At 63.3% G+C, this 6,037-nt stretch carries 6 protein-coding genes and 1 pseudogene; all 7 read right to left on the bottom strand.

Annotation, left to right across the window (positions count from 1 at the left end; translation table 11 throughout):
* A pseudogene (locus tag ELR45_RS42610) lies at positions 1-130 on the bottom strand (50S ribosomal protein L4); the annotation flags it as partial.
* A gap of 23 nt (positions 131-153) precedes the next feature.
* Entirely contained in the window at positions 154-828 is a 675-nt protein-coding gene (gene rplC, locus ELR45_RS09255) for a 50S ribosomal protein L3 (RefSeq protein ID WP_129665354.1), read from the bottom strand.
* A gap of 14 nt (positions 829-842) precedes the next feature.
* Positions 843-1,151, bottom strand: coding sequence for a 30S ribosomal protein S10 (gene rpsJ / locus ELR45_RS09260; RefSeq protein ID WP_026877498.1), 309 nt, complete (start codon positions 1,149-1,151; stop codon positions 843-845).
* A gap of 306 nt (positions 1,152-1,457) precedes the next feature.
* The gene (tuf, locus tag ELR45_RS09265; protein ID WP_129665356.1) at positions 1,458-2,657 is read right to left on the bottom strand and encodes an elongation factor Tu; all 1,200 of its coding nucleotides are present in this window, start codon (positions 2,655-2,657) and stop codon (positions 1,458-1,460) included.
* 119 nt (positions 2,658-2,776) lie between these two features.
* Entirely contained in the window at positions 2,777-4,882 is a 2,106-nt protein-coding gene (gene fusA, locus ELR45_RS09270; RefSeq protein WP_129665358.1) for an elongation factor G, read from the bottom strand.
* A gap of 38 nt (positions 4,883-4,920) precedes the next feature.
* Complete coding sequence (gene rpsG / locus ELR45_RS09275; protein WP_129665360.1) at positions 4,921-5,391, bottom strand: 30S ribosomal protein S7; 471 nt, start codon at positions 5,389-5,391, stop codon at positions 4,921-4,923.
* A complete protein-coding gene (gene rpsL / locus ELR45_RS09280; protein ID WP_129665362.1) occupies positions 5,391-5,765 on the bottom strand; it encodes a 30S ribosomal protein S12 in 375 nt (124 codons plus the stop codon). Before rpsL ends, rpsG begins: the two co-directional genes overlap by 1 nt.
* Positions 5,766-6,037 lie beyond the last annotated feature (272 nt).

The following is a 6,037-nucleotide window of genomic DNA, read 5'->3' on the forward strand; positions in this document are numbered from 1 at the left end:
CCTGCCGAGCCGCCGCCAGCTGAGCCACCACAACCTGGTGAATCAGCGGCACGTTCACCTGAACGTCGAAAATCTCGCCGGGAAGGTCCACGTCACCTACGGCCTTACCGTTGGCGTCGAGAACCGACACGGTGGTCGCTTCGGTATCCGTTGTCACTGTCCGGCTCCCTTCGCGGCCGTACGGACCAGGACGAGGCCACCGTTGGGACCAGGCACCGCGCCCTTGAGCAGCAGAAGACCCTTCTCGGCATCAACGGCGTGAATGACGATGTTCTGCGACGTCACCCGCTCGTTGCCCATCCGGCCGGCCATCTTCTGGCCCTTGAAGACACGCCCCGGGGTCGCACACCCGCCGATAGCGCCTGGAGAACGGTGCTTGCGCTGGACACCATGCGAAGCACGCAGACCATGGAAGCCGTGTCGTTTCATGACACCGGCCGTGCCCTTGCCCTTGCTGGTGCCGGTCACGTCCACCTGCTGCCCGGTCTCGAACGCCTCGACGGTCAGCTCCTGGCCCAGGCTGTACTCCGAAGCGTTGGTGGTACGAATCTCCACCACGTGCCGTCGTGGCGTCACGCCGGCCTTTTCGAAGTGCCCCTGCGCGGGCTTAGTCACCTTCCGAGGGTTCGGCGCGCCGTACGCGATCTGGACGGCGTCGTAGCCGTCTTTCTCCGGCGTCCGCACCTGCGTCACCACGCAGGGCCCGGCCTTTACCACGGTCACTGGTACGACCCGCTGGTTCTCGTCCCAGACCTGGGTCATTCCGACCTTCTCGCCGAGCAGGCCCGATACGACCCGGCCGGCGGCCTCAGTTACGTCGATAGTCATCGCTCTTTATTCCTTTAGAGCTTGATCTCGATGTCGACACCAGCCGGCAGGTCGAGCCGCATCAGCGAGTCGACTGTCTTCGGCGTGGGGTCGATAATGTCGATGAGCCGCTTGTGAGTGCGCATCTCGAAGTGCTCGCGGCTGTCCTTGTACTTGTGCGGCGAGCGGATGACGCAGTACACGTTCTTCTCGGTCGGTAGCGGCACCGGGCCCGCGACCTGTGCACCCGTACGCGTCACCGTGTCGACGATCTTCCGCGCCGACGTATCGATGACCTCGTGGTCATAGGCCTTGAGCCGGATGCGGATCTTCTGTCCCGCCATGGCTGCTTATCGTCCTTTTCCTTCGTACCGCTTGCGAGCCGAACACTGGCAGCTGCTCCACCGACCCCCGAGGTCGGGCGTGTCGCAATCAGCGGACGTAATACGCCGCTGCACGATTCACATCTCATCGGGGTGATCGGCTGAAGCCGAGCCCTTCAAGGGCCGGCCGCTGACGAGGAGGTCTCCGTATCGGCAACGACAGCTGACAATCTCAACATGCGCGCCACGGCGGCCCCCGCCGAGCAACTTCACCAGTATGCCAGAAAAAACCGGCCCCTGGCCAATCCAGGGGCCGGTTTCACCTATTTACTTGAGGATCTTCGTCACGTGGCCTGCGCCGACGGTACGGCCACCCTCACGGATCGCGAACTTCAGGCTCTCCTCCATGGCGACCGGCTGAATCAGCTCGACCTTCATGGTGGTGTCGTCACCTGGCATGACCATCGAGTCCGGGCCATCCGGGAGGGTCACGACACCGGTCACGTCCGTGGTCCGGAAGTAGAACTGCGGACGGTAGTTGTTGAAGAACGGCGTGTGCCGCCCGCCCTCGTCCTTCGACAGGATGTAGACCGTCGCCTCGAAGTCCGTGTGCGGCGTCGTGGTACCGGGCTTGACGACGACCATGCCACGCTCGACATCTTCCTTCTTGGTACCACGCAGCAGCAGACCGACGTTCTCACCCGCACGGGCCTCGTCGAGCAGCTTCCGGAACATCTCGATACCGGTCACCGTCGTCTTCTGGGCGGCACCCTCGCGGATCCCGACCAGCTCGACCTCCTGGTTGACGTTGAGCACGCCACGCTCGACGCGGCCGGTGACAACCGTGCCACGACCGGTGATGGTGAACACGTCCTCGATCGGCATCAGGAACGGCTTGTCCGAGTCACGGACCGGGTCCGGGATGTTCTCGTCGACAGCGTCCATCAGGTCCCCGACTGTCTTCACCCACTCCGGGTCGCCTTCAAGCGCCTTCAGAGCGGAAACCTTGACAACAGGTACGTCGTCGCCGGGGAATTCGTACTCTGTCAGCAGCTCCCGGACCTCGAGCTCAACCAGCTCGAGGATCTCCTCGTCATCGACCATGTCGGCCTTGTTCAGAGCGACGAGGATGTAGGGAACACCGACCTGGCGGGCCAGAAGCACGTGCTCCTTGGTCTGCGGCATCGGGCCATCGGTCGCGGCCACCACCAGGATCGCCCCGTCCATCTGGGCCGCCCCGGTGATCATGTTCTTGATGTAGTCGGCGTGCCCGGGAGCGTCGACGTGCGCATAGTGACGCTGCTCGGTCTGGTACTCGACGTGCGCGATGTTGATCGTAATACCGCGCTGCTTCTCTTCCGGAGCCTTGTCGATGTCCTCGAACGCCGACGCATCGTTCAGGTCCGGGTACTTCTCGTGCAGAACCTTGGTAATCGCCGCCGTCAGCGTGGTCTTGCCATGGTCGACGTGACCGATGGTGCCGATGTTGACGTGCGGCTTGTTCCGCTCGAACTTCGCCTTAGCCACTTTAGGTCCTCTCCGTATCTAGGACTCGTAAGGTTTACGTTTAGCCGGTAGTGCTCGGCTGTCTTACTGTGTCGGGGGTCGGGTCAAGTTGCCCGAGGTGAGATTACCGGTCCCAGCGGCTATTCTCCCCGGACTTTCTTGATGATCTCTTCCGCGACGTTCTTGGGAACCTCGGCGTACGAGTCGAACTGCATCGAGTAGTTCGCCCGACCCTGGGTCTTGCTGCGGAGGTCACCGACATAGCCGAACATCTCCGACAGCGGGACCAGCGCCTTGACAACACGCTGGCCTGCACGCTCCTCCATGGCTTGAACTTGACCACGGCGGGAGTTGATGTCACCGATGACATCGCCCATGTACTCCTCGGGCGTCGACACCTCGACATCGAACACCGGCTCGAGCAGCACGGGGTTAGCCCGTCGAGCGGCCTCCTTGAAGGCCATCGAGCCTGCGATCTTGAAGGCCAGCTCCGACGAGTCAACGTCGTGGTAGGCCCCGTCCTGGAGTGTCACCTTGATATCCACCAGCTGATAACCGGCGACGACACCGAACTCCATCGCTTCCTGACATCCCTCGTCCACTGCAGGGATGTACTCACGCGGGATGCGTCCCCCGGTGATGTTGTTGACGAACTCGTAGCCGCCGTCACCTTCACCGCCAGTGGGTTCGATGTCGATGATCACCCGACCGAACTGACCGGAACCACCGGTCTGCTTCTTGTGGGTGTACTCCACCTTCTCCACCTTGCGGCGGATGGTCTCGCGGTAGGCCACCTGCGGCTTGCCGACGTTCGCCTCTACCCGGAACTCGCGCTTCATCCGGTCCACCAGAACCTCGAGGTGAAGCTCACCCATGCCTGAGATCACGGTCTGACCGGTCTCATCATCGGTGCGGACCTGGAATGTCGGGTCCTCCTCGGCCAGGCGCTGGATGGCAGTGGACAGCTTGTCCTGGTCGCTCTTGGTCTTCGGCTCGATCGCCACGTGGATGACCGGCGCCGGGAACTTCATCGACTCCAGGATCACCGGCTTCTGCGAATCCGACAGCGTGTCACCGGTGGTCGTGTTCTTCAGCCCCATGACAGCGACGATCTGACCGGCGCTGGCCTTCTCGATCTCCTCACGCTTGTTCGCGTGCATCCGGTAGATCTTGCCAATGCGCTCGCGGTTCCCCTTGGTGCTGTTGAGCACCTGGCTGCCGCTGGTCAGCGTGCCCGAGTAGACCCGGAGGAATGTCAGCTTCCCAAGGTGCGGATCCGACATGATCTTGAACGCCAGAGTGGACAGCGGAGCGTCCTCGTCCGGCTCACGGGTGATGGTCTCGTCCTCGTTACCGACGGCATGTCCCTCGACGGCCCCGGCGTCGAGCGGCGACGGCAGGTACCGGATCACCGCATCGAGCATCGGCTGGACGCCCTTGTTCTTGAACGCGGAGCCGGTGAGAACCGGTGTGATCGCGTTCGCGATAGTGGCGCGTCGGATCGCTGCGATGAGCTCGGATTCCGAGGGCTCCTTGCCTTCCAGGTACAGCTCCATCATCGCGTCGTCGTTCTCGGCGATGGTCTCCAGGAGCTTGTCCCGGTACTCAGCGGCCGCCTCGGCGTGCGTGTCCGGGATGTCGACTGTGTCGTACATCTCACCGAGCGGCGTCTCGGCCGACCACACCAGCGCTCTCATGCCGACCAGGTCAACCAGACCCCGGAAGTCGGATTCCGCGCCGATGGGCAGCTGCAGGACCAAGGGTGTCGCGTTCAGCCGGGACACGATCATGTCCACACAACGGTGGAACTCGGCGCCGGTGCGGTCCAGCTTGTTGATGAAGCAGATCCGCGGCACGCCGTACTTGTCGGCCTGGTGCCACACGGTCTCCGACTGCGGCTCGACGCCGGCGACACCGTCGAACACGGCGACCGCCCCGTCCAGCACCCGCAGATTGCGCTCGACCTCTACCGTGAAGTCGACGTGGCCCGGAGTGTCGATGATGTTGATGGTGTGGTCTTCCCACTGGCAGGTAGTCGCGGCGGAGGTGATGGTGATTCCCCGCTCCTGCTCCTGCTCCATCCAGTCCATCGTGGCGGCGCCGTCGTGAACCTCACCGATCTTGTAGTTGATGCCGGTGTAGAAGAGAATCCGCTCAGTTGTTGTCGTCTTGCCCGCATCGATGTGCGCCATGATCCCAATGTTGCGAACCTTGGCGAGGTCGAGCGCGCGGAGGTCGGTCGCCATGTCTCTTATACGTCTTCCTGAGTCAGAGCCGAACGCGGTTACCAGCGGTAATGTGCGAAGGCCTTGTTCGACTCGGCCATCTTGTGGGTGTCCTCACGGCGCTTCACGCTGGCTCCCAGCCCGTTCGAAGCGTCGAGAATCTCGTTCATCAGCCGCTCGGTCATCGTCTTCTCCCGGCGGTCACGTGAATAGCTCACCAGCCAGCGAAGCGCCAGAGTCGTGCTGCGACCCGCGCGGACCTCCACTGGCACCTGGTAAGTGGCGCCACCGACCCGGCGGCTGCGCACCTCGAGCGTCGGCTTGACGTTGTCCAGAGCTCGCTTGAGTGTGACGACCGGATCGGTGCCGGTCTTCTCCCGGCAGCCCTCGAGAGCACCGTGCACGATGCTCTCCGCGAGCGACTTCTTGCCGTCCACCAGCACCTTGTTCACCAGCTGGGTGACCAGGGGCGAGCCATAGACGGGGTCGACCACCAACGCTCGCTTCGGAGCGGGTCCCTTGCGGGGCATCAGCTCTTCTCCTTCTTCGCGCCGTACCGGCTACGAGCCTGCTTGCGGTTCTTCACACCCTGGGTGTCGAGCGAACCCCGGACGATCTTGTAGCGGACACCCGGAAGGTCCCGGACCCGGCCGCCGCGGACCAGCACCATCGAGTGCTCCTGCAGATTGTGTCCGACGCCAGGGATGTACGCGGTGACCTCGATCTGACTGGTCAGCTTCACACGGGCGACCTTACGCAGCGCCGAGTTCGGCTTCTTCGGTGTCGTCGTATACACACGGGTGCACACGCCGCGTCGCTGCGGACTGCCCTTGAGCGCGGGCGTCTTCTTCTTGGTCACCTTGTCCTGGCGGCCTTTGCGGACCAGCTGCTGGATCGTAGGCACTACGTCTCCGTCATCCTCGTACGTCGGCCGGGTTGTCTCCCGGAGTTTGTCAGCTATTCAATATCGGTCAGGCACCTAGCGCGCGGACCGGGACGGCGGAGGCCTTCACGACCCCCGCGGTCGGGCGTGTCGCCCACCCAGAACCCGCGCCACCCGGAGCAGCCGACCGGCATGGTTAATGCTCTACGTCCTGCCTGCCGTGGGCAAGCAGGACGGCCTGGAGAACTCCAGGCACGAAGAAAAAGACTACCCTGCAGGGCAGCCCCAGGTCA

The organism is Phytoactinopolyspora endophytica (genome assembly GCF_004138495.1).
Classification (GTDB): domain Bacteria; phylum Actinomycetota; class Actinomycetes; order Jiangellales; family Jiangellaceae; genus Phytoactinopolyspora; species Phytoactinopolyspora endophytica.